The sequence below is a fragment of the Syntrophomonas sp. UBA1041 genome (assembly GCF_002316705.1).
GTDB lineage: Bacteria > Bacillota > Syntrophomonadia > Syntrophomonadales > Syntrophomonadaceae > DTU019.
In genome coordinates this window covers 19440-40259 of record NZ_DCEA01000107.1, presented here as the reverse complement: position 1 = coordinate 40259, position 20820 = coordinate 19440, and the positions used below count along the sequence as shown (strand labels likewise).

Sequence of the window (20820 nt, the reverse complement as noted above, 5' to 3'; positions counted from 1 at the left end):
AAAGCAATTTTAATATGAACATTGTATACCTGTCAATTTCAGGACCGTTATTGAGCCTGCCCAAACCCAGCCTGGAGCGGCATTATGAGGCTTGGTAAAAATGGCTGTTAAAACCTCTTTTCCTGAAGATACCTTATTAACCAAATACAGGTCAGGTTCATAACATATGGATATACCGTCTAAAAAGATTGTCGTAGGCAGGAAATGCCAGATCAAAATCAAATAAACTGGAATTTAAGCCGGTTGCGAGACCGGCTTAAATTCCAGACAGGTCAAAAACCGTCTCCACTTGCATCTGACCTGAATAACCGCAGCGATCATGGATAAAATAGGCCTAAACCAATTCATAAATGGAGGACTAAATGAGAACCCAATATGATCCAAACCTTATGGAGGACAGGGCCATTGCGCAAATTGATAACGTACCGTTAAATGCTACAGAAATTGGTGCGTTATGGAGTTCTTACATGCAGTACTCCCTATTTGTTTGTGTCCTTAAATACTTTTATGAAACAACGGAGGATTTGGAGATCAGGCCCGTAATAGAAGATGCGCTTCAGATATGCAGCATTAGAGTCAACCGGGCTGCCGATATCTTGCACAAAGAGGGTTTGCCTATTCCCCATGGCTTTAGAAACAGCGACGTTAACCTGGAAGCCCCCAAACTCTTCTCAGATCCCTATCACCTCTATTATCTGATTAATTCCAATAAGATCGCACTGGCTATCAACGGGTTGTCCTTCGTTACCTCAGGTAGAGCTGATATTCGAGATTTCTATGATCATTGCGTAAACTCATCCATCCACCTGTATAACACAACAGTAAACATATTGCTGTCCAAAGGTCTGTATATAAGGCCTCCCGTCGTCACAATCTCCAAAGAGGTTGATTACGTCAAGAAACAAGACTTTTTAAGCGGAGTTTTGGGTGATAAAAGAAGCCTGTTATCCCAGGAGATATCGAGTCTGTTTTATGGTATTGTTACCAATAATATTGGGAAAAGATTGCTGATGGGATTCAGACAGACGGCTGAATCGGAGCAGGTTAAAAAATACCTGGATCGTGGAATTCAATTGGCCGACGATCTGATCGCAACATTTAGTTCAACCATGCTCCAGGAGGATGTTCCTGTTTCAGGGCATTGGGACTGTATGGTAAACGATTCCACAACTCCGCCGTTTTCAGATAAACTGATGATGTTCCATACTATTCTAATTTCTTCCGCTGGCATTACAAACTATGCGACCTCCTTGACCACCAGCCCGCGTCGGGATCTAAGCGCCATATATACCCTGGCTATGACTAAAATTGCCGCATATACTGAGGATGGAATGAATATCATGATTGATAACGGCTGGTATGAAGAACCGTTTCGTATCGTCGACAGAAGGGATATAGAAGACCACCCCCAACATTAATAAACCGCGCTCGTTTATAAAGAACTGCTCGACGCTGCCCCCTTTTCTTCCGACCTATCAGCAGCCAGACTGCGCTCGTTTATAATCACTGCTCAATCTCATCATTATTCGAACTTCAATTATTTATAAATCGCCTTGGCGATAATCTACTCCTCAAATCCCTGACGGCCAGGGATTTTTCTCGGAAGTCTTCATCGTCTTTAATGGGGTAAAGGCAAAGATCAGGCCTTGGAATGATGAAATCCGGCCGGCGATTTATGTTGAAGAACTCATGATAGACAATTTAATCCTCCGGCAGCGCCTTAGCGCTTATGCAGTCAGCATCTTTCCCCTGTTCCGCAGCTTTATAAGCGTATCTATTTGTCATCCTATGTGGCATAATGAACGCGAAAAAGTATATAATTCATGATGAGGTACGTCATGAAGATCGGAATAGCGGCATTTTTTTTGAACCGCACCCATAGCGGCGGTAAAGAGCAGGTGTTTTTCAATCTACTCAGAGGATTTCAAGCCCTGGGCAAATCCCGGAATATTCATATTTTTGCCTACGAATACTCAGCCGGGGTCATACAGAGCAGTATCCCTGATGCTACCTTTACTTTCATCCCTTATAAGGATATTTGGGGGAAGAAAACACTGTCTGACTGCGTTTGCAACACCTTCAGGCTAAGCCGGCTGCTAAAAGAGCAGCACATCGGCGTGCTTTTTTTCCCGCATTATAATACCGGCCTGAAACAGTTTAAGATACCTACAGTTGTCCTTCCCCATGATATACAGAACATAATTAATGCCGATCAGTCTTCTTTAAGGGAGCGGATCATATATGGATTGCAATACTATTTCGATTTTAAGCTGAGAAGCAAGATTATTGCCATTTCAGATTATGACCGCCGGGAGATTGAGTACTACTATCCCCAACACAAATCCAAGCTAACCAGGATTTATAATCCCATTGATACCGATTTCATTCCCTCAACGCGGAAATACCACCGTAAAAGGCCTTATATATGCGCCATAAATATTGCTTATGTCCACAAAAACACCATTACCTTAATCAAAGCATTTGAGAAAATCATGGGACTGATCGAGCATAATCTTCTTTTGGTCGGTCGCTTGAATCGGGATACGGAATTCCTGAGAAATTACGTGGAGAAGAACCATTTGGGCGAAAGGGTTGAATTCACCGGGTTTCTGGAAGATCAGGAGCTTCACCGGCTGTTATGCCAGGCTTCATTGTTCGTAAATCCTTCGCTTTTTGAAGGTTTTGGGATGCCTGCCATCGAAGCCGCCATCCGCTGTATACCAGTAATATCGTCGATAACCGGAGCCTCCCCGGAAGTAACCCGCAATCTGTTAAACTATTACGAACCCGCCGATGATGCCGACCGTTTGGCGGAAAAAATTCTGGAAGTTTTGCATACCGAACCATCCCCGGCAAAACTCGAAGCCATCAAATGTGAGTATTTGGCTAATTACGCTTATACCAAAATCAGCGCTGATTATTATGAATTCCTGGGAGAACTGATGAATGAAGATCGCGGTTAATCTCACTTACCTGGCGGGCGGCGAACAGCCTGACGGAACCGGACAGTTTGCCTTAAATCTGTTTAAAGGCCTGCAGGCTATCGGTAAGTTGAATGATTTCCACCTGTTTGTCACCACTGCCTTCCGCCAAAAATGCCAGGATTTATTCCCGGAAGCTAAGGTTATCCCTATAGCCTCCATGAGACAATTCGGCAGTGTCAACAAATATCATTTCTTTTTGCAGTCGCTTTCCATCAACCGCTGCCGCTTACCTCATTTTCTAAATAAAGACCGCTATGATCTGCTATATCATCCCTTCTACGAGGTCGATGATTATATCAGTGAAAAAATACCTACGGTCATAACGGTGCACGATTTGTTCTTCAGGAATTATCCGCAGGGATTTAACCGTAATTATTTAAGGTATATAAAGTACCGCTATGAGAATGCGATCCGCCAGGCCGCTCATATTGTGGCGCCTTCACAGTTCGTCAGGCAGGATATTTTGAAATACTACCCTAATGCCCAGCCCGACAAGATTACTGTAGTCAATAACCCCATGTGGGGCGACGCTGATAATATCAGGGACTACCCACTGGAAAGGCCCTATATATTAAGCGTCAATTCCATACGCGAGCCAAAGAACCTCATTACCTTATTGAAAGCTTTTCAACTGATCGAAGATAAGGTGGAGCATCACCTGGTGCTTACCGGGGCGAAAAGAAAGCTCAGTATCGACCCCGAACAGTATGCGCAGCGGAATAATATCAAAAAATTGATTATGACCGGTTATGTATCAGATGAGCACAGAAATTATCTATACCGAAATGCCGCTCTTTTTATCTCACCTTCACTGCATGAAGGTTTCGGCATGACCCCGGTTGAAGCGGCGTTATGCGAAGTGCCGGTATTGACCACCCGCGAGACCAGCATCCCGGAAATCACCAGAAATCTGGTGAATTATTATGAACCTGCCCGGGACCACCAGGTCTTGGCCGAAAGAATACTTCATCTTCTCAAGAATCGTCCGCCCCAAAGCGAACTGCACCGTATCAAAAACACCCTGGCTCAGGAATATGATCCGCAGAGAATAGCAGCCCAATATTATGATGTTTTCCAGATGATGGTCAGCTCGGATTCACGCTGAGGGAAACGGGATTGATCATGATTTCGAAATCATGCGGTTTATATATTATTTATAGGAATATATTGAATTACAAGAAGGAATATCTTATAGACTGTCGAACTAGATAAGTGAATACGTCTGTGTATTTTGAAGACAGTTTTTAATGTCGGATAAGAACAAAATTCTTTTGTTGATAGGCTGAACTGTTTTTAAAATATTGGCGTCACAAGTGCAGCATAAAAGGAGGTGAGAAAGTGCTTTCAATGGCAGGGTTTATGCCAACCATCAAGTGTTGCGGGTGAGCAATCGCCCATGAGCCGGTGGTTCATCGTGTTTCAAAACACAATAGCGCAACTGGAGAATTGAATTCATGGAAGCCTTTCTTAACTGCTTCTGGCTGCCGACATACGACCCACGCCAATGCCTGCAACCAGCCTGGTTAAAGGTATATCTTGCTTCAGATAAGCCTTTCACGAAGCTTTTCTCCTCTCTCAGTTCATTGTACAAGCGATGTGTGCTTTTGCCCTGCGAACTTGCGTGTCCATTATATTCATGTTGAAAATTTGATATTTTTCAAAGCGTAGCTCCAAAGCGACTTCTCCTAAAGCTTCGGCCATGGGGATTTAGCCGACTTGGTTATATACCAGTACGGTAAATCTGGAAACGGGTTTGCCTCCCTTATTTGGAAAGGAGTCACTGGCCGAGAAATCTATTTGCGCTGCCCTGGTTTTGCTGAGCAGAACATTGGGTGTTGATGTGCAATGGGCGCCTTGAGGCGTTTCTGGACAGGGGAAGGAGCGTGCATTTGAATGCAAGTCATTGACAGGATTATCCATGGCAATGAAGGCCCTCCTTCTATTCAGATAGGAGGTTTTTTATTTGCTTATCCCTGGAATTATTGAAAGGAGTGATGGTAGTGGAACTCATTAAACTGATCATCAATGGGAAGGAGGTTGAAGCCCCGGCGGGGAGCACAATACTCCAGGCTGCTGAAAATGCTGGCATTCCTATTCCCAGGTTGTGCTATGATCCGGATCTGAGTCCTTTGGGAGCATGCCGCTTATGCGTAGTGGAAATAGAAGGTAACCGCCTGCTGCCCGCTTCATGTGTAACACCGGTATCACCCGGAATGATCGTGCACACTGATTCGCCTGCCGTCGTCGAGGCGCGCAAAACCATCCTGGAACTGCTCATCGCCAATCATCCCCTGGATTGCATGACCTGCGACAAGTTGGGTGCTTGTAAGCTGGCTGATTATTGCTACCAGTACGGCGTGAAAGAAAGTGCTTTCCAAGGGGAGAAACACAGCTATGCCATAGACGAAAGCAATCCCTTCATTATCCGGGATTTGAACAAATGTATTCTGTGCGGCGCCTGTGTAAGAGCCTGTGAAGAAATGACCGGCAAGGACAACCTGTCTTATCTGCATCGCGGCTTCCACCGTAAAGCCACCACCGCCGGGGATGTTCCTTACATTGATTCGGATTGCGTTTTCTGCGGGCAGTGCGTGGCGGTATGCCCCACCGGGGCACTGACCGAAAAGTCCATGGCCGGAAAGGCCCGCCGCTGGGATCTGGAACGGGTCACAACCACCTGCCCCTTCTGCGGCACCGGCTGCAATTTCGACCTGGCAGTAAACCAGGGCAAAGTGATCGGCGTGCTCTCCAATCCAGATGCTCCGGTAAATGGTCGCAGCTTGTGTGTAAAAGGACGTTTTGGCTGGGATTTCATTTACAATGAAAAGCGCCTTAAAACTCCGCTGATCAAGCGCAATGGTAAATTCGAGGAGGCTTCCTGGGACGAAGCTTTTGAGCTGATTGCCCAGAAGTTCAACGAAAACAAAGCCAAGAATGGTCCCGATTCCTTTGCGGCGTTAAGCTCAGCCCGCTGCACGAATGAGGAAAACTTCCTGGTACAGAAGTTCACCCGGGCTCATTTGGGTACCAACAATGTCGACCATTGCGCCCGCACCTGCCATGCTCCTTCAGTGGCCGGCCTGGCTAATTCTTTCGGCAGCGGCGCCATGACCAATATCATTGCTGAAATTTCTGATGAAGCCGAACTGTTATTCCTGATTGGCATCAATCCTACTGAAGCCTATCCGGTGGTCGGCTATAAAATGCGCCAGGCAGCGCGCAAAGGCTGCAAACTGGTGGTTTGCGATCCCCGTCGCACCGAACTGGCCGCTGAAGCGGACATTTGGCTGCGGCAGAAGCACGGCACCGATATTCCGCTGCTCAATGGGTTAATGCATATCATTATCAAAGAAGGTCTGGAAGACAAAAAGTTCATTGCCGAACGCACTGAAAATTACGAAGCCATGAAAGCGCTGGCCGCCGAATACACGCCGGAACGCGTCTCCGAGATAACCGGGGTCGCCGTGGAAGACCTCTACCGGGTGGCCCGCCTGTATGCCACCACTGACAAGGCCATGATCTTCTATTCACTGGGCATCACCGAACACATCTGCGGAACCCGCAACGTTATGAGCATTGCCAACCTGGCCATGCTGACCGGTCATATCGGCCGGCCGGGGGTGGGCGTCAACCCGGTCCGCGGACAGAACAACGTTCAAGGGGCCTGTGACATGGGCGCTCTGCCCAATGTCTATTCCGGCTATCAGAGTGTTACCGACCAGGCCGCCCGGGAAAAACATGAAAAGACTTGGGGCGTTTCCTTGCCTGATAAAGTGGGTTTGAAGATCCCGGAAATGTTTGAAGCCGCCCATGAAGGAAAAGTCAAGGCCATGTATATTCTGGGTGAAAATCCGGTTCTGACCGATCCCAATGCCAATCATATCAAAGAAGCCCTGGAACGGCTGGACTTTTTTGTAGTACAGGAACTTTTCCTGACCGAAACCGCCGAATTTGCGGATGTGGTGCTGCCGGCCGCCAGTTTCGCCGAATGCGACGGTACCTTTACCAATACCGAACGCCGGCCTCAGCGGGTTCGTAAAGCTATTGAGCCTCTGCCCGGGCAGGCCAACTGGGAAACCATTTGTCAGATGGTCACCCGCATGGGCTACCCCATGAGCTATAACCATCCCAGTGAAATCTGGGCTGAAATGGCATCATTATCTCCATCCATGGCCGGCATCAGCTTTGAGCGTATGGAAAAAGAATCCGTGCACTGGCCCTGCCCCTCCAATGATCATCCCGGTACGCCCATTCTGCATATCGGCAAATTTACCCGCGGGCTGGGAGGCTTCCAGCCCAATGAGCATATTCCTCCGGGAGAATTACCCGATGCGGATTATCCCATCTTGTTGTGCACCGGTCGGGTCATGCAGCACTATAATGTGACCACCCAATATTCAGCAGGCCTGGCCAGTGTATGGGATCGTGAGATGACCGAGGTCAACCCGCAGGAAGCTCAAAAATTGGGTGTGGTTACCGGCAGCCGCATGAAGGTTACGTCCCGCCGGGGTGAAGTGACCACCACCGTCTGGGTAACTGAGCGGGTGCAGCCCGGGGTCATCTGGATGTCCCACCATCATAGTGATACGCCCACCAATGAACTTACCAGTCCTTTTGTATGTGATATTGCCGGCACCGGTGAGTACAAGGTGTGCGCTGTAAAAATCGCCAAGGCCTAGGCAGGAGGCTGCTATGCTTAGAATAGCTTTAACGGAGGCAATCGGGCAATCACTGGGCCATGATATTACCATGATTGTGCCGGGTGCTGTAAAAAGGAGAGCCTTCAAACGGGGTCATGTTATCCGCCCCGAGGATATAACGGTATTGAAGGATCTGGGAAAAGAGCATATTTACGTCTGGGAGCCCGATGACTCCTCGGTGCATGAAGATGAGGCCGCATTGCGGCTGGCCCATATGGCAGCCGGTCCCGGTCTTACCTGGACGGCCCCCAATCAGGGCAAGGTAAATCTTCGGGCTGCTTATGACGGGCTGCTCAAAGTTCAGGCCGAACAACTGACCCGGATGAATCTCCTGAACGACATTATCTTTGCCACCTTGCACAATGACCGGGTGGTGGCCAAAGGCCAGATCGTAGCTGGCACCAGGGTGGTTCCGCTGGCGGTTGAACGCAGCATCATCGAAGCGGCGGAAAAGTTCTGCGTAGGCCGGACGCCTATTCTCACCGTAAAGCCGTTTTTCCCGTTATGGACCGCAGTGGTTACTACGGGCAGCGAGGTAAACAGCGGCAGGATAAGAGACGGGTTTGCCCAGGTCATTCGTCATAAGATCGCACCTTATGGAGGACGTTGGATGGGACAGATTATTGTTCCTGATGAACCTGAGCTGATCACTATGGAGATTCAGAACTTTATTGCCGAAGGCGCCGAGCTGATTGTGGTTACCGGGGGTATGTCGGTGGATGCCGACGATGCCACGCCCCGGGCCATCAAGGCTACCAAAGCGGAGCTTATCTTCTATGGCGCTCCGATTTTGCCTGGCTCCCAGTTTATGCTGGCTTACCAGGGACATGTGCCTATATGCGGTGTGCCGGGAGGCGCCCTGTTCAGCCGTAAGACCACATTGGATCTTCTGCTGCCGCGGATATTTGCCGGCGACCTGATATCCCGTATGGATATTGCGGCTATGGGCCATGGAGGTCTGTGTGGAGAGTGTAATATCTGTCATTTTCCCCAGTGTCCCTTTGGCAAAGCGACCTAATTCCAAGAGGTGTTGGTTGATGCCAGTTTGGAAGAAGCCCAGGCGCAGATTCTAAACCATATCCGGCTTTAGCAGCAGAAACCATTTTCATATTGGAGGCGGTGGGGGGCATAAGCGCGGTGAATTTGACTGTTCATGGAGATTCACGCAAATACAGGAGGTGAATAAATGTTGACAGTTTATCAAGAGATTATCAGTCCGTATCAATATCTACCCGGAGGTATTATTGAAGCCTATCACGCTATGCAGAAGAAGTACGGCTATATCCCGGAAGATGCTATCGCCGCTGCTGCGCAGGCCTTTAATATGTCCAAGGCTCAGGCCTATGGGGTGGCCACATTCTATTCCTACTTCAAGGTGGGAAAACGCGGCAAGAACGTGATCCGCATCTGTGAAAGCGCCCCCTGCCATATCGCCGGAGCCGATCAGGTTGTGGCGGCTCTGGAAAAAGAACTGGGCATTAAAATGGGTGAAACCACGGCAGATGGAAAGTTTACCCTGGAGTTTACCGAGTGCGTCGGACAGTGTCAGGCTACTCCGGTAATTACCGTTAACAGCAAGCCTTACGGGGATTTGACCGCCGAGAAAATTCCCGGTGTGCTGGCCGAATACAAGTAGTGAAAGGAGGGAAATCAATGTCTGAGGAAATGCGTGTCGTGCTGCGCAATTTTGGTAAAATTGATCCGCTCAACATCGATGATTATATTAACGCCGGAGGCTATCAATCGCTGGCTAAAGCCCGGAGCATGAATCAGTCAGACCTTATCGACCTGGTTAAGCAATCGGGGCTGCGGGGCCGGGGCGGGGCCGGTTTCAACTGCGGTATGAAGTGGAGTTTTTCTTCACAGATCGCTTCCGAGCAAAAGTATGTGGTATGCAACGCGGATGAAGGCGAACCCGGAACCTACAAGGACCGTATCATTATGGAAAACGATCCCCAGTCCGTTCTGGAAGGCATGGCCATCTGCGGTTATGCCATCGGTTCCAGCAAAGGTTACATCTACTGCCGGGGCGAGTATCCTTATGTAGTTGAAACCTTGAAAAAAGCGATTGCCCAGGCCAAAGAAAAAGGCGTGTTGGATGGCTTCGACATCGAAGTGCGCATGGGCGCCGGCGCTTATGTATGCGGAGAGGAAAGCGCTCTGATCGAATCTATTGAAGGGCATCGGGGCGAGCCTCGCTTTAAACCGCCTTTTCCCCCGGTTAGCGGACTGTGGGGAAAACCCACCATCGTTAACAATGTGGAGACCTTGGCCAACATTCCGGTCATCGTTGAAAAAGGATCCGACTGGTACAAAAGTATAGGAGCTGCCGGTTATCCCGGCACCAAAGTTCTCACCCTGACCGGCGATGTCGCCAACCGGATTTTTGTCGAGGTGCCTACCAATACCACCCTTCGTCAGGTAGTTTATGATTTCGGCGGCGGTCTGGTGGGAAGCAAAAAAATTAAAGCGGTTCAAGTAGGCGGCACATCAGGCGGTTTTATTCCGGAAACCTTACTGGACACCTCCATTGATTTTGACTCTATGGCCGCTAAAGGAGCCACCCTGGGATCCGGGGCGGTTTTGGTGATGGATGAAACCCGTGATATTGTCGATGTTATTGAGCGTATAACCAGCTTCTTTGAACATGAATCCTGTGGGAAGTGCGCTCCCTGCCGCGAGGGTACCAAGCGTTTGCATGAAACGGTACATCGTTTGAAAAAGGGCCAGGGAATAGCGTCTGATTTAGACAATGCCGAAAGGCTTGGAACAGTGATGGCCAGGGCTTGCCTGTGTGGTTTGGGACAAGCGGCGCCGGCGCCGTTCTTGACCACACTAAAGCACTTTCAGAATGATTATGCCGCTAAACTAAACTAGAACATCAACCGACTTCTCAAGCATTGCTAGGTCCGCAATGCAGCGCAAACCAGGGGGAGGGCGCCTTAATAAAGCGCCCGTCCCCCAACCCTATGTTCTACCACCTGTACCTGCTGGCGGATACAGGTAATATGCGTATATGGAAAGGATGATTTTTATGAACTTTTTAGCTCCCGGAGAAGTAGCCGTGGCGGCCTGCGGAGCCAGCGGCAAAAAGAAAACCCTATCCATGGGACAACTGATTGTACTGGGTATTCTGGCCGGGGCCTATATCGGCTTCGGCGCCAACCTGGCTACCGTAATCGGCAACGATATTCCCAAATACCTTGGTAACGGCTTGGGACAGTTCATGTTCGGCGCCGTGTTCAGCACCGGCCTGATGCTGGTGGTTATCGGCGGAGCCGAACTCTTTACCGGCAACAACATGTTCTTCGTGATCGGCGTGCTCAACGGGGATTGCAGCTGGGGTGACCTGGTGAAGAACTGGGTTATTATCTGGCTGGCTAACTTTGCCGGCTCCCTGCTCTTGGTTTATATTGTGGCCGGCGGTTTTTACGGATTCTTTGATGGCACAGCAGCACTGGGATTGTTCAAGGGTGCAGTGGGCGCCAAAGCTCTGGCGGTGGCCAAGGGCAAATTGGAACTGACCTGGATGTCTGCTTTCTGCCGGGCCATACTCTGCAACTGGCTGGTTTGCCTGGCGGTCTGGCTGGCTCTGGCCAGCAAAGACGTGGTCGGCAAAGTATTCGGTATTTTCTTCCCCATCATGGCTTTCGTGGCCAGCGGCTTCGAGCATAGCGTGGCCAATATGTTTTTTATTCCCATGGGCATTTTGGTTTCCCATATACCGGGTATCGTAGATGTAGCCGCCCAGACGGCGGTTGCCGCCACCATGACACCGGCTGACGCCGCCGCTGCGGTAGCTGCTTTTAAGGTTTCAGTGGCGGATGTCATGACCTGGGGGGCCTTCTTTATGAAGAATCTTATCCCCGTGACCCTGGGCAACATTGTGGGCGGGGGCATATTTGTGGGCAGCATCTACTGGTACAGCTATCTGCTGCCTCAGACCAGGACCGTCAAGAAAGACATTGCCGCTTAAGAGCGAAAATAAAATGTCAAAGGTATATTCCTCGCCTTTGACCTCCTCACAACCAGGAGGGGGGCAATCCCCCCTCCCATTCTTCTTACCGGAAATGTCTATCCCCAGCCAAAATGCTAATTACCAGTTATTTCGCTGCTTTATCGAGGAACCTGCTGAGCACGACTGCCACTTCCGCTCTGGAGGCATTTTCGCCAGGAGCTATGCTGCTTTCGGTGCGGCCTTCCAGCAGGCCTGCGCCGCAAGCCCATTGGATGGCGGGTATGGCATATTCGCTGATCTCAAAAGCATCGCTGTAGCTCAAGATATTGGTATCCTCCCCGACACTGACATCATAGCCCTTGAATTTGGCGTATCTCCACAGGATGGCCGCCAGCTGCTCACGGGTGATATGATCATCCGGGCCGAATTCCCGATCATTATAACCTGATACGATGCCGATCGCTGCGGCGGCGGCTATATAGTCCCGGGCCCAATGGTCAGCGGTGTCGGCAAATACTTGGCCGGACGCCGCCGGCAGGCCAAAGGCTTTAACCGCTATTACGGTGAATTCGGCGCGGGTAATGGGATTGTCCGGCCGGAAGGTGTTGTCGGGGTAACCGTCTATGGCTCCCATTGCGATCAAGTGCCTGATATTGGCTTCAGCCCAGTGGCCCTCAATATCAGTCAGGCGGATGTCGTCCGGCTCGGGTTCTTCCTGCTCAGGAATGTCAGGGTCCGGTGGGGCCCCATCAGAGTCACCGCCGCTGCTTGAGGCTTTGGTTTTAGGGAATACCGCGGTTACGATGCCGGAGCCTTCAGGAGCGTTACCGTCACACAAGCTCAGGTTTTTCAAGACAACGTTTCCCGAAGACACATTATACACCCTGCAGCTGTCATTGCCGCTGATGGTGATTTCATTTTCTCCGCCGTCAATGATCAGGTCTTTGCCGATGTCGAGTTGGGATGAAAGCGTAATGGCGCCGTCTTTTAAGCTGGAATCAAATAGGATGCTGTCACCTGCCGAAGCATCCTGGATAGCCTCGCGCAAGGATAGTATTCCGTCGCCTGCAGCCACGATGTCCTCCAGTGTGGTGACAATGAAAGTCGCGGCGGCTCTACCGTAACGGCGGGTCCTTTGGTCCAATTTCCGCCGCCGTCACCGGCCTCAACCTGAAATTCAAGCTGGTCGAGGAAGAAAGCCCGGTTACTTCATAACTATTAATCGTTCCTGCCACCGTGGTCAGGAGAACATCATCCTTATAAATCCTGTATTTGGTAACGCCGGTGTCATCGGTTGCCTCTGTCCACTCAAGGGTGGTGCATGTACTGCCAGTATCGCTGGCGGTAAGGCTGCTCCCGGCCGGCCATACCGGAGGAGCATGATCGTTTAGCGGTCTCGCAAAGATTACATATTCGATATCCGGGGCGGAGCCTTCTTCAGGCAAACCATTGTTATCAAACGTACCCGATGTTACCGGCGGCGAATAGGTTTTGCAGCTGAAACCACCCCCTCCTGCAACCACTACTGCAGCAATAGGAACGGAAGCTGTGAATGAACCTCCATCTCCGTCTGCGCCAGGACCGATCACAACCATACCTTGATTACCTGCGGGCCTTTCGAATACATATTGGCCGTCTATGCAATTAAATTTCGCAATCTCCACAGTTCCTTCCGGCAATTCAGCTTCAATGGCTGCTGTGTTCCAGGGGCTGAGCAATAAAAATAAGGCTGCCAAGGTCAGCACCAGGCCCTTTTTAAAACTTGATAACAATGAATTCACCCCCCAATTAAATATGATTATCCATTTACCTCTTCACTTTTTCCTGCATAGTTCTGCAAGACACAGGAGGCATGGGGTCGGTTCTTTTGCCTGTTAGTGTCTAGTCTGGTTTCACATTTTCTACCACACTTTTGTCAACTCCCAGAACTCCCAGCAGGGCTGCAGCGGCGCGCTGTGATCACCTGGATTCAGCCTGCGGACGTTAAGCTAACGCGAACAACATTACAGCAGTACTCAATTTATGGCATGGCTTCATTTTCATTAGAACACACCTCGTTAAACAAAATATTGGATTAGCCAGAACCGCCGGGCTTCAGTACCGGCAAGCCTTACGTCAATCGAGATAGTTCAGGCACAGTCATGTTAACCGATGCCCGCTATTTCCACTGATGTGACGTGTTTGCCCACCCATGTGGCAGCCATTGCCCACCCATTAAACTACCATGTTAAAACCAACATCCCCGCAAACACCTGTCTGCTTAAGGGGAAGGCAAATTACCCCGCCCTAAAAAGTATTAAAGAGTATAAGTGTTAACGGGGCTGGATTTCCAGCCTCTTCTTGTGTGCTACATTGGGTTTAAAACATGAAGGAGGGAGATGTATGAACTATCAACCAACGCGCTGCACTCCGGGGGTGGAATTGGAACAGCGAACCGCACGCCTGCAGGAGTTGATGAAAGAGAAAGATCTGGACGGAGCGATCATTAGGGTTATCCCGGTCCGATAGGGTTTATCGCACACGGGATCGGCATCGAACTGGATGAACTTCCGGTGATAGCCCGGGGCTACGATGTGCCCCTGGAAGAAGGCATGGTTTTCGCCCTGGAGCCTAAATTCGTTTTCCCTGAAGGCGCGGTCGGCATCGAAAACACCCTGGTGGTCACCCCCCAGGGTCTGAAGAATCTGACGGTTTTTGATGAAAATATCGGCTTTCTCCCCTAGATACAAGGTTGTTCCGTTCATAAAAACAGGAGGTGATCAAATGTTTGATGTGACTACATGGGAGCAGTCGGGCCAATTAAGAAAAAAGTGGGAAGATGAGGTGCGCCGCAGCACAGCCAAACAAGCTGATCAGAAAGAGCGCTGGTCAACCGTTTCCGATCTGGAAATCGAACGGCTTTATTCGCCAGAGGATATCCAAAACATGGACTTTGCCAGTGACATCGGCTACCCCGGGCAGTTCCCCTACCTGCGCGGCAATCAGGTTACGGGATATCGGGGCAAATACTGGACATTCCGCATGTTTTCAGGAATGGGCAGTGCCGAGGATACCAACCGGCGCTGGCACATGCTGCTGCAGAGCGGCAACGCCGGGTTAAGCACCGCCTTTGATTTCCCCACCTTGATGGGCTATGACACCGATTCGCCCAAAGCCCGCGGCGAATGCGGCAAATGCGGGGTCGCCATCGATACCCTGGATGACTTGTTGACCTTGTTTAAAGGCATCCCTATGGGCAAGGTCACCACATCCATGACCATCAATCCGCCGGCTACCGTTCTATGGGCCATGTACTGCGCGGCGGCCGAACGCCAGGGCGTACCTTTGAGCGAAATCGGCGGAACCATTCAAAATGACATGCTGAAAGAATTTATTGCCCAAAAGACTTTTATGTGCCCGCCGGAGCCTTCCGTACGGCTGATCAGCGATACGGTCGAATTTGGCGCCAAGTATGTGCCCAAATGGAATACCATCAGCATCAGCGGCTACCACATCAGGGAAGCCGGCTCGACTGCGGCGCAGGAACTGGCCTTTACACTGCGTGACGGCATGGAATACGTAGAGGATATCGTAGCCCGTAAAGGCCTGGCGGTGGATGAATTTGCACCGCGGCTTTCATTCTTCTTCAACGCCCATATCGACTTCTTTGAAGAGATCGCCAAGCTGAGGGCTGCGCGCCGGATTTGGGCCAAAGCCATGCGGGACCGCTACCAGGCTAAAGATCCGCGCTCCATGTGGATGCGTTTCCATACCCAGACGGCAGGCTGTTCTTTGACAGCCCAGCAGCCCTACAACAACGTGGTCAGAACTGCCATTGAAGCCCTGGCGGCGGTATTGGGCGGAACCCAGTCTCTGCATACCAATTCATTGGATGAGGTGCTCTGTCTGCCTTCGGACCATGCCGTGGAGATCGCTTTGCGTACTCAGCAGATCATCGCCGAAGAAACCGGGGTGGCAAACAGCATCGACCCCCTGGCCGGTTCTTATTGCGTAGAGGCTTTAACCAATAAAATGGAAGAACAGGCCTGGGAATATATTGAGAAAATTGATGAAATGGGCGGCATGGTGGCAGCCATCGAGAAAGGATTTCCCCAGTTGGAGATTTCGGACGCCGCGTACAAATTCCAGCGCCAAATCGACGCCGGGGACAAAATCATGATTGGAGTAAACAAGTATCATTCCCAAGAAAAGATCGATATCCCTTTCCTGGAAATAGACGACCGTGTGGAAGCCGAGCAGATCCAACGCCTGAACAGCGTCCGCAGAACACGCGACAACAGGCAGGTGCGCCAGTGCCTGGAAGATCTCGCCCAGGCCTGTAAAAGGGGAGAAAACGTGATGCCTTACTGTATTGAAGCGGTCAAGGCCTACAGCAGCATCCAGGAAATATGCGATGTTTACCGGGAGGTCTTTGGCGAATACCGGGATCCCGGAATATATTAGGGAGGAGGAAAAACATGTCCTCTAAAGGTATGAAATTAATGATCACCCAGCCAGGGCTCGATATGCATCCCCAGGGCGCCAAACTGCTGGTAAGGCTGCTGCGCGAAGCAGGCTTTGAAGTATTGTATCGTTGCCGCCGGCAAACCGTGGCGGAAATCGTGGATATGGCCATCCGGGAGAACATAAATTTATTGGGGTTAAGCTGCTCGTCAGGCGCTCATCGCCACTTCCTGGCGGCAATAGCCAAGGGGCTCAAAGAAAATGGCGCCGGGAATACCAAAATCTTTATTTTTGGCGGAGGGGCGCTTCCCCCTGGGGATTTTGAATATCTGTACAGCCAGGGTGTTAAAGCTATATTTCTTCCCAGCGGCAGCTCCCTGACACCGGTATTGGATTGGGTGCAAGGAGAAGCTGCTCCGCAAGTCTAGCCGGAACCATGGAGATTTCTACGGCTTCCGCTTAACTATTATTATGATTTCTGGAGGGCCATAACTGCAAAATTTTATTGAACAGGTTTTTGAGCCGGGCCATAAACCCGATATCCTGTTTGGGGATTTCCAGGTCCCAACTATTGTCGCCCCCGTCATCCAGACTTATCTCTGCGGTGCGCAGTACGATTTGAATACTGGTGGGGGGCGGATTTTTGTCCGAAGTAAATGAAATCAGTTCGGCTTTAGCATCCAGATTTAAGAAATTATTTTCCTCTTCAATTTTATCGAATTCATTATCAATGGTTTTTTTGATGGTGTCATTGGCAGCACGCATGGAAGTCACGGTGGATAGCCCCAATATGCTTTTGTCCAGCACATCGGTCAGTCCCTTCAAAGATGAGGCGGCCGCTCCGTCCATTTGATCCCCGCTCACCTGTAACAGTCCTTTGGAATAAGTCAAGAAGTTAAATGTACTATCAATACTGCTGTTCATGAGTTCGGTGAGAATCTGACAGTTGTCCAGCAGATCAAGGATATCGTCCTGGTATCCATCCAGGGTACCATCCAAATCCACGGTTTCATCGATCAGATCCTGGGTGATGTCCATGATTTCCGCGCTGGTGTCGGCCATAGCCGCAGTCTCCCCCAACAGCGAATCTATATGGCCGGAATACTCACCTATGGTAGCGGCTATTTCTGCATGGCCCTTGAGCTGGATGGCTTCATAGGGCGTGGCCAATCCCGCCTGCGCCACCTGGCCCAATTCGTTGAGAGCGGATTCGATCTGGGTATTGAGCAGGTAGATCATACCTTGCAAGTCTTCCAGATCACCCACCGCATTGCGCAGTGAACCGTTCATATCCTCCAGGGGCCCCTCCATTTCCTTTATGGCATCCACCAGACCGCCGATGTCGTCGCCAAGATCCCGGGTCATTTTACGCCCGGTTTTATAATAGGGGATCATCTTCTTGAGCTGTATATTGGCATTGGCCATATCTTCCAAGGCTGTTTCCCCGTAGGCGTACATCTGGTCTTTGCCGGCGCTCAAAGTCTGGCGAGCCTCTTCCGCTTCAATGGCGCCGCGTTTCAAATCATTGAGCCCGGCATTCATGCTCTCCACAGTATACATCAGCTCATTCATGCTTTTGTATATGGCATCGGCCGAATCGTAGATGGTATCCTTGGCTTCCTTGATCTCCTTGATATCTTCCATCTGCCTCAGTGTTCCCGGAATCATCATCATGGTAATACCCTGGGTTTCAAAGCAGTCAGTGCCGATGCGGATGGTGAAGGTCTCCTCTTCCCCGGGCAGGGCGGCAAATAGCACTACCTTGTAGGTCCCCAGAGACTGGAGCTGGGCGCCGGGAGCATCTACACTATAAGCTTCCTCGGTGTTTATATAGGCTGCCACCTGCAGCAGCATATTGTTTTTGTAATAATCCCTGGCCTGCTCATTGGGTTTGACATGAACATTGATCTCCACCAGACCGGCGGCGCCGGCTAAATTCCCGGCCTCACACGGCACCCCGTTCAGTTTGTAATCCACATCCATAGTCCAGGGTAGTGTGACGGCATCGTTTTTTACCTTACAGCTGTAATAAAAGCGCTGTTGATTGGAGGTTTGGCCCAGATCCCAATGCACCCCGTCGGCGTTGACCACCGGAGCATCGTAACCAGACATATTGGTCACCGTTTCATAGACCCCATAGTCTTGGAACTGGCTTATTCCATTAAGACTGCAGCTCTTGACCACACTCACAGCCTCGATGCCGCCATAATAATCCAGGTTGATATATATCGTTTCATCGGTAGTGACCGTAGGGGCGGCCCCATAGACAGCAGGGCCGGGCAGTATGAAAGTTATGCTCAATACCGCCGCCAGTGCTGCGGCGCTTATTTTTCTTGCTAATCCCTTGCAGACCCTCATTCTAGTATGCGTTTTCATGATTTTCTTCCTCCCCTGCTTCAAATTCGGTTTTCTTATATTTTTTTCGTTTAAACAACTTACTTATCGGCATCACCTGGCTGTCGCCAAAGATAATCAGCCGGTCGGTCCAGGCAAACAGATTGGGCAACAGGGCGATGACCATGAACATACTCAGCAAAGCTCCTCTGCCTACCAAGTGGCCCAGGTCGGCAATTGCCGATACACTGGACAAAAAGGTGATCCCGTAACCAGCCACCGACAAGATCAGCCCTGAGGTCAGGATAGGAAGCATGCTGGCCGCGGAAGCCTGCTTGGAGGCCTCTACTCTGCCATGGGCTTTACGCTGCGCCAGGTAATGATAGGTCATCACGATGGAATAATCGATCGTAGCCCCTAACTGCAGGCAGCTGACGATCATGTAGCCCATAAACATGATGCGGTCGCCCATCAAGTAGGGAACCGTCATATTTATGAAAATTGCCATTTCGATGGGGATCATCAGTACGATGGGCAGGGCCAGGGAACGGAAGGTCAGCATGATGGCCAGGGCCACTCCCAGTAGGGACAGCTTATCAATGCTATGCCAATCTTCCACGATTACCGCTTTAATATCCATTGTCGAGGGAGTAGCGCCAATTACATGAGAGTTGTTTGGATAGTATTGTTTTACTAGCTCGGTAATCTCTTTGACGCTGTTGATGGCCAGTTCACTCTCTGCACCGGTTTTGATGGGTATTAGTATGCGGGCATAATCTTCAGAATGCAGCTGGCTGGTTACGCTGTCGGGCAGAATATCCGGAGTGACCCCGTCCGGCAGGGAGTTGGCCAGGGAGGTCACGTATTTCACATAAGGCAGGGCCTCCAGCTCTTCGGAGAGCTTGGCTTCAGTAACCATGGAGCTGTTGGGAACCAGAGCCATGACTAAATTATGGCGGCCGAATACAGAACTTATCTTCTGATCATCTGCATAAATCTGTGTTCCGGGGGTCAGGCCCATGGCCTGGTTGCCAAAACTGAAATCGTTCATGCTTTTACCCACATAGGATGGAACTGCCAAGAGCAACAATACTATCAGGATGACAAAGCGATACTGGTGGATCTTATCGGCCACCCGGTCGAAGGCGGGAACCAGCGGCTTATGCTCGGTTTTCTCAATAAGTTTATACCATCGCAATACAAAGGCCGGGGTGAGCAGCATAACGGTCACCAGGCTGATGGCGATCCCTTTGGCCAGCACCAGTCCGATATCCTGGCCGATAGAGTAGCGCATCAAGACCAGGGCGGAAAACCCCACGATGGCTGCAATGCCTGCCGAGGCGATGGGAATGATGCTCTTCCTGATGGCATTGGTTAAAGCCTCTTCCACATGGATTTGGCGCTTCCTCTCCTTGGTGAAATTATCCAGCAGGATGATGGTGTAATCCATGGCCACGGCCAGTTGCAGGACCGCGGCTATACTCAGGGTTATGGAGGAGATTTCGCCCAGTATGATGTTGCTGCCCAGGTTGATCACGATGGATATGAGGATAACGGTCAAAAAAACGACGGGTTCAAACCAGGAATGGGTGCCCAGGGTGAGAATGGCTAAAATCAGCAGGATGCCGAAGATCAATATGAGCACCATCTCTTTGGCCAGCACATCGTTTAAAAATTTGTCCTGCACCGCCGGCCCGCTGAAATATCCTTTATCCCCCAACATGTTTTCTATGGCCTTGATGGCCTCCCGGGTGCTGCGGGCGGAGTCATTGCCGGTGAAGGTTATATCCATCACCGCATAACCGTCTTTATAATAATCCTCGATCTCTTCGTAGGGTATAAACAGGTTGGATTGGTTGATGTCAGTCATCGAATCCGCCCAAATCACGCTGTCTACTCCGCTGATGCCGGCGATGCGGTCTTTATAGGTCTTGGCTTCATAGATGGAGACGTCACTGATCATGACTCGGGCCGTGCCCGGATAACCAAATTCCTCTTCCATCAGGGCGATGCCCACTTTGGAAGACATATCCCGAGGCAGATATTTGCTCATATCATAATTGACGCCCACAAAAGGTATGCAGATGGCGCTGATGATGAAAATCACCGCAAAAATCTTTTCTATCAGTTTACTGCGGTGCAAAATAAAATCCACAATGGCATGCCCTCTGAAATCGCCGCCCCGGGGAGAATCATCCTGTCGCCGCTCCCCTTTCCTCAACATCTGATCACCGCCCGCTGTTATAATTGATATATAGTATTTTAATGAACAGTTAGTTATTAAAATACATCTGTTGATTATAGTCTCAAATTATATTATAGTTTTATTACAAGATTGTGCAATGACCAATAAAAAGGGCTTTTGTCCATTACTGAACAAATCCCGCCGGAGTATTCATTA

At 50.2% G+C, this 20820-nt stretch carries 17 protein-coding genes and 1 riboswitch; of the genes, 12 read left to right on the top strand and 5 right to left on the bottom strand.

All coding sequences use genetic code 11. The annotated features are described in order from the left end of the window. The first annotated feature begins 362 nt into the window (after positions 1-362). The 3 genes from B2633_RS15780 (at position 363) to B2633_RS15770 (ending at position 4089) form a co-directional block, all read left to right on the top strand. Positions 363-1418 (top strand): DUF3231 family protein, encoded by a 1056-nt coding sequence (locus B2633_RS15780; RefSeq protein ID WP_483171652.1) that lies wholly within the window; start codon positions 363-365, stop codon positions 1416-1418. 420 nt (positions 1419-1838) lie between these two features. Continuing rightward, the gene (locus tag B2633_RS15775) at positions 1839-2963 is read left to right on the top strand and encodes a glycosyltransferase family 4 protein (RefSeq protein ID WP_483171651.1); all 1125 of its coding nucleotides are present in this window, start codon (positions 1839-1841) and stop codon (positions 2961-2963) included. Beyond that, entirely contained in the window at positions 2947-4089 is a 1143-nt protein-coding gene (locus B2633_RS15770; RefSeq protein ID WP_483171650.1) for a glycosyltransferase family 4 protein, read from the top strand. The genes B2633_RS15775 and B2633_RS15770 overlap by 17 nt, the downstream gene beginning before the upstream one ends. A 470-nt stretch (positions 4090-4559) precedes the next feature. Here the strand turns inward: B2633_RS15770 and B2633_RS15765 are convergent, their stop codons facing one another. After that, the gene (locus B2633_RS15765) at positions 4560-4685 is read right to left on the bottom strand and encodes a hypothetical protein (RefSeq protein ID WP_483171649.1); all 126 of its coding nucleotides are present in this window, start codon (positions 4683-4685) and stop codon (positions 4560-4562) included. Beyond that, a riboswitch (molybdenum cofactor riboswitch) is annotated at positions 4641-4777 on the top strand. Its footprint overlaps the gene before it by 45 nt. 207 nt (positions 4778-4984) lie before the next feature. Here B2633_RS15765 and fdhF point away from each other — a divergent pair. From fdhF to B2633_RS15740, 5 genes are all read left to right on the top strand, one after another. Next, positions 4985-7663 (top strand): formate dehydrogenase subunit alpha, encoded by a 2679-nt coding sequence (gene fdhF, locus B2633_RS15760; RefSeq protein ID WP_483171648.1) that lies wholly within the window; start codon positions 4985-4987, stop codon positions 7661-7663. A 13-nt stretch (positions 7664-7676) separates the two neighbouring features. Next, entirely contained in the window at positions 7677-8702 is a 1026-nt protein-coding gene (locus B2633_RS15755; protein ID WP_483171647.1) for a molybdopterin-binding protein, read from the top strand. A gap of 168 nt (positions 8703-8870) precedes the next feature. Further along, positions 8871-9320 carry an NADH-quinone oxidoreductase subunit NuoE gene (gene nuoE / locus B2633_RS15750; RefSeq protein WP_483171646.1) on the top strand — a complete coding sequence of 150 codons (450 nt, stop codon included), beginning with the start codon at positions 8871-8873 and terminating at the stop codon, positions 9318-9320. 17 nt (positions 9321-9337) lie between these two features. Next, positions 9338-10561: a complex I 51 kDa subunit family protein gene (locus B2633_RS15745; RefSeq protein ID WP_483171645.1), complete on the top strand. Its 1224-nt coding sequence runs from the start codon at positions 9338-9340 to the stop codon at positions 10559-10561. Positions 10562-10700: 139 nt separating this feature from the next. Continuing rightward, positions 10701-11660 (top strand): formate/nitrite transporter family protein, encoded by a 960-nt coding sequence (locus tag B2633_RS15740; RefSeq protein WP_483171644.1) that lies wholly within the window; start codon positions 10701-10703, stop codon positions 11658-11660. Between the two features lie 127 nt (positions 11661-11787). On the opposite strand, the gene B2633_RS15735 is transcribed toward B2633_RS15740, so the two are convergent. Continuing rightward, a complete protein-coding gene (locus B2633_RS15735) occupies positions 11788-12786 on the bottom strand; it encodes an S-layer homology domain-containing protein (RefSeq protein ID WP_483171643.1) in 999 nt (332 codons plus the stop codon). Next, positions 12758-13414: a fibronectin type III domain-containing protein gene (locus B2633_RS15730; protein WP_483171642.1), complete on the bottom strand. Its 657-nt coding sequence runs from the start codon at positions 13412-13414 to the stop codon at positions 12758-12760. The genes B2633_RS15735 and B2633_RS15730 overlap by 29 nt, the downstream gene beginning before the upstream one ends. A 610-nt stretch (positions 13415-14024) precedes the next feature. Between B2633_RS15730 and B2633_RS15725 the strand changes: the two genes are divergently transcribed. From B2633_RS15725 to B2633_RS15710, 4 genes are read left to right on the top strand one after another with little or no spacing between them, the layout of a single operon-like run. Next, positions 14025-14150 carry a hypothetical protein gene (locus tag B2633_RS15725; RefSeq protein WP_483171641.1) on the top strand — a complete coding sequence of 42 codons (126 nt, stop codon included), beginning with the start codon at positions 14025-14027 and terminating at the stop codon, positions 14148-14150. Then, complete coding sequence (locus B2633_RS15720; RefSeq protein ID WP_483171738.1) at positions 14147-14365, top strand: M24 family metallopeptidase; 219 nt, start codon at positions 14147-14149, stop codon at positions 14363-14365. Before B2633_RS15725 ends, B2633_RS15720 begins: the two co-directional genes overlap by 4 nt. Before the next feature lie 40 nt (positions 14366-14405). Continuing rightward, entirely contained in the window at positions 14406-16085 is a 1680-nt protein-coding gene (locus B2633_RS15715) for a methylmalonyl-CoA mutase family protein (RefSeq protein WP_483171640.1), read from the top strand. Positions 16086-16099: 14 nt separating this feature from the next. Further along, positions 16100-16513: a cobalamin-dependent protein gene (locus B2633_RS15710; RefSeq protein WP_483171639.1), complete on the top strand. Its 414-nt coding sequence runs from the start codon at positions 16100-16102 to the stop codon at positions 16511-16513. 31 nt (positions 16514-16544) lie between these two features. Here B2633_RS15710 and B2633_RS15705 read toward each other — a convergent pair whose 3' ends face one another. Both B2633_RS15705 and B2633_RS15700 read right to left on the bottom strand, forming a co-directional pair. After that, positions 16545-18461 carry a hypothetical protein gene (locus B2633_RS15705; protein ID WP_483171638.1) on the bottom strand — a complete coding sequence of 639 codons (1917 nt, stop codon included), beginning with the start codon at positions 18459-18461 and terminating at the stop codon, positions 16545-16547. Then, positions 18445-20643 (bottom strand): efflux RND transporter permease subunit, encoded by a 2199-nt coding sequence (locus B2633_RS15700; protein WP_483171637.1) that lies wholly within the window; start codon positions 20641-20643, stop codon positions 18445-18447. The genes B2633_RS15705 and B2633_RS15700 overlap by 17 nt, the downstream gene beginning before the upstream one ends. Positions 20644-20820 lie beyond the last annotated feature (177 nt).

Excerpts from the sequence above, each read along its gene's own strand:
- B2633_RS15780 (WP_483171652.1), top strand. The coding sequence starts at position 363 with ATGAGAACCCAATATGATCCAAACCTTATGGAGGACAGGGCCATTGCG.
- B2633_RS15775 (WP_483171651.1), top strand. The coding sequence starts at position 1,839 with ATGAAGATCGGAATAGCGGCATTTTTTTTGAACCGCACCCATAGCGGC.
- B2633_RS15770 (WP_483171650.1), top strand. The coding sequence starts at position 2,947 with ATGAAGATCGCGGTTAATCTCACTTACCTGGCGGGCGGCGAACAGCCT.
- B2633_RS15765 (WP_483171649.1), bottom strand. The coding sequence starts at position 4,685 with ATGGCCGAAGCTTTAGGAGAAGTCGCTTTGGAGCTACGCTTTGAAAAA.
- B2633_RS15755 (WP_483171647.1), top strand. The coding sequence starts at position 7,677 with ATGCTTAGAATAGCTTTAACGGAGGCAATCGGGCAATCACTGGGCCAT.
- nuoE (WP_483171646.1), top strand. The coding sequence starts at position 8,871 with ATGTTGACAGTTTATCAAGAGATTATCAGTCCGTATCAATATCTACCC.
- B2633_RS15745 (WP_483171645.1), top strand. The coding sequence starts at position 9,338 with ATGTCTGAGGAAATGCGTGTCGTGCTGCGCAATTTTGGTAAAATTGAT.
- B2633_RS15740 (WP_483171644.1), top strand. The coding sequence starts at position 10,701 with ATGGAAAGGATGATTTTTATGAACTTTTTAGCTCCCGGAGAAGTAGCC.
- B2633_RS15725 (WP_483171641.1), top strand. The coding sequence starts at position 14,025 with ATGAACTATCAACCAACGCGCTGCACTCCGGGGGTGGAATTGGAACAG.
- B2633_RS15715 (WP_483171640.1), top strand. The coding sequence starts at position 14,406 with ATGTTTGATGTGACTACATGGGAGCAGTCGGGCCAATTAAGAAAAAAG.
- B2633_RS15710 (WP_483171639.1), top strand. The coding sequence starts at position 16,100 with ATGTCCTCTAAAGGTATGAAATTAATGATCACCCAGCCAGGGCTCGAT.
- B2633_RS15705 (WP_483171638.1), bottom strand. The coding sequence starts at position 18,461 with ATGAAAACGCATACTAGAATGAGGGTCTGCAAGGGATTAGCAAGAAAA.
- B2633_RS15700 (WP_483171637.1), bottom strand. The coding sequence starts at position 20,643 with ATGTTGAGGAAAGGGGAGCGGCGACAGGATGATTCTCCCCGGGGCGGC.